Raw genomic sequence first — 3,287 nt, forward strand, 5'->3', positions numbered from 1 at the left:
AAAATAAAGATAAGTATAAATATTTAATTTAGAAATGAATAAAAATAAACATTAACATTAATAAAGATAAGTAAGCGATCATTCGTATTATTTAGAGGTGGTTTCTTATTAAACTTATAATTAGATTATACAAGGAGGTTATATTGATGAGTTATGAACCCTACGATTGTATTGATGTAGGAAGTGAATTTTGTCCTCGATACACTAAACTACGATAATGTGCTTATGGTTTTAATGACATCAGATTTATTTTAACATTTCCTTTAGTACCATCCCAATATATTGAATGAATAATACTCTTAATTAATTGGTGTTTACTTTTGAAATCCAATTCATCTACTAGAGAAGAAAAATTACTTAAGGAATATAAAAATTTATTTGGGTCCCATTTATTGTTTTTATTTTTCAAGACTAGAAATGAAAATAAACAGAGTTCTACCTATTCATGAATTGATGAACATATAATAATTATCTATTCTCTAATTTAATATTCATACCTACCCTTGTATCATATGATAAATATAATATAATATTATATATACAGAGAATACAAAGATTAAGGAGAAAAAATAATGGATAAAAAAACAGGAGACTATTACTTTAATATTTTTCTAAATTTAATTAGAGCTACTTATATGAACATAGAAAAAGATTGGGAGAGTTTAGCTAAAGAGTCTGGTCTTACCCATGCTCAGCAGCATGCTCTTTGGATTTTAAATTTAGATGACAGTCTTACTTTAGATCAAATTCAACACATTGGTATTTGGAATAAGTCTACTGTTTCTGCTTTAATCAGCAGATTGGAGAAAAAAGGTTATGTTCAAAAGGAAAAATATTTAGAAAATAGTCGAATTATAAAAATATATATTACAGAGCAAGGGAGAAAGATACTACATGATAGTGTTATTAATAATAGTGCATTAAAGTTTATGGGGTTGTTTAATGATTTTGATATAAGTGAACTTGAGACTTTTCTAGATACTTTTAAAAAAATATCTAGAATGGTAAATAAATTAGATTATGAAGACTTTGAAAATTATATTAAAATTTCTTCTGAAAATTTGTTAAAAAAATAACTAAAAACACTTGAAAAATATTTGTAAAAGAATATAATATAAATTATAGGACAATCATGTTCTAAATTTTTCTAAATAATATTCGTGAACGAATATTATTTAGAAATTAGCGGAGGTTTTGTTATGTCTAAACTATTTACTCCAATTAAAATTGGAAATCTAGAACTTAAAAACAGATTTATGATGGCTCCTATGGAAAATGGGTTGGCGAACCTTGGAGGAGAAGTCAGTGAAAGAATGATAAACTTCTTTGTTGAGAGAGCTAAAAATGATGTATCAATAATAATTACGGGTTCTGTAGGTATTTCACCTGAAGGAAGAGGCCTTCCATCACAATTAAGTATCTATGATGACAAGTTCATTCCTGGTCTAAAGAAGTTAACAAATGCAATACATGAGGCAGGCTCCAAAATTGGAGCTCAAATATATCATGCTGGTAGGCAAGCATCCGAAGCGGTTACAGGAATACAACCTATAGCACCAAGTGCTATTCCTTGTGTCATACTTGGAAATAATCCAAGAGAAATGACTCAAGAGGATATAATAGAAACCAAAGAAAAATTTAGAAAGGCAGCAGAAAGAGCTATTACTTCTGGGTTTGATTTAATAGAAGTTCATTTTGCTCATGGATATTTAATTCATAGTTTTCTTTCTCCTCATAGTAACAAGCGAACAGATGAGTATGGAGGCAGCTTAGAAAACAGAATGAGATTTCCTATGGAAGTATTAAGCGAAGTAATTAAAGTTGCAAAAGATAAAGCTGCTGTGATCATACGAATTAGTGCAGATGAGTACTTAGAAGATGGTCTTTGCTTTGAAGAAGTTAAAACAATTTGTAAAAAAGCTGAAGAGCTAGGAGCGCAGGCTATTAGTTTAACAGCAGGAAGCTATGATTCACTAGAGTATACAATTCAGCCAATGTTTATAGAACAAGGTTTCTTAGTACCTTTTAGTGAAAGATTAAAAAAAGTTATTACTATTCCTGTAATTGTTGCGGGAAGATTAAATAGTGCTAAACTTATTGAAAGTATAATTGAAGATGATAAAGCAGATATGGTTGCAATAGGTAGAGGACTAATAGCTGATGAAGAACTTGTCATTAAAATGAGAGAGAGTAGTTATGACAATATACGGTATTGTGTTGCATGTAATCAAGGCTGTATAGACAAGGTTTTCTTAGGACAAGGAGTTAATTGTCTAGTAAATGCTAGAGCAGGTTTTGAGAAAGAAACAAAAATTATTAAAACAACCGAGTCTAAAAATGTTACGATTATAGGAGCGGGTCCTGCAGGACTTGAAGCCGCAAGGATTGCAAAACTTAGAGGTCATAAGGTAACTGTTATTGACAAAAAATCGCAAATTGGTGGAAAACTTGAAACCTTATCAACTCCACCAGAGAAGGACACATTCCTATTTTTTAGAGATTATTTATATAATCAATTTGTAAGACTTGGGATTAATTTTGTTGAGAGAAACATTAAAGAAGCTACGGATATAGAAGAATTCCATCCAGAGGTAGTAATTGTAGCTACAGGGGCACATCAGACATTACCTCCAATAAAAGGTATTGAAACAAAAAATGTTGTAATGGCTGAGGATATATTAAATGGAAATGCTAAAATAGGGAAAACAGTTGCAATAATAGGGGGAGGTCTTGTTGGAACCGAAACAGCTAAATTTATTGCGAGTAAAGATAAAAAAGTCTATATAATCGAAATGTTAGATGCTATTGCAAAGGATATTGGAGCTACTTATGTAAGTCATCTATTTAAAGTGCTAAAAGAAAAAGATGTAACTCAACTTGTAAATGTTAAAATATTAGAAATAACCGATGATGGAATTTTGTTGGAAAGTGGGTTAATAAAAGTTGATACTATTGTAATTGCAGCAGGTTATAAGGCTAACAATGAGATAGTTAAAGATTTAAAGAAAAACTTTAAAAATGTATATACTATAGGTGATGCTAATTCTCCAAGAAGAATAATGGATGCCGTAGAAGAAGGATTTAGAACGGCATGTAGAATATAATATATGTAAATGGATAACAATTTATAAAAAACTACATCTAATTTATAGCAAATTGGGTAGTTTTGCCTATTCCCTCCAAAAGGTATGTTAGGCAAATGGAATACCAGTTTAAGGTATTTATTTTAACCTTTTTAGAATAACTGAAAGTTACACAATGTACTTGTGTAACTTTCACTTTCCTTA

General features: G+C 29.9%; 2 protein-coding genes. Both read left to right on the forward strand.

The features are described 5' to 3' along the window. Positions 1-572 precede the first annotated feature (572 nt). Complete coding sequence (locus JJE11_RS16960) at positions 573-1,076, forward strand: MarR family transcriptional regulator (protein WP_291637749.1); 504 nt, start codon at positions 573-575, stop codon at positions 1,074-1,076. Between the two features lie 123 nt (positions 1,077-1,199). Beyond that, positions 1,200-3,104 carry an FAD-dependent oxidoreductase gene (locus JJE11_RS16965; protein ID WP_291637751.1) on the forward strand — a complete coding sequence of 635 codons (1,905 nt, stop codon included), beginning with the start codon at positions 1,200-1,202 and terminating at the stop codon, positions 3,102-3,104. Positions 3,105-3,287 lie beyond the last annotated feature (183 nt).

The sequence above is a fragment of the Clostridium sp. genome, assembly GCF_016650095.1.
Taxonomy (GTDB): Bacteria; Bacillota; Clostridia; order Clostridiales; family Clostridiaceae; genus Clostridium_AD.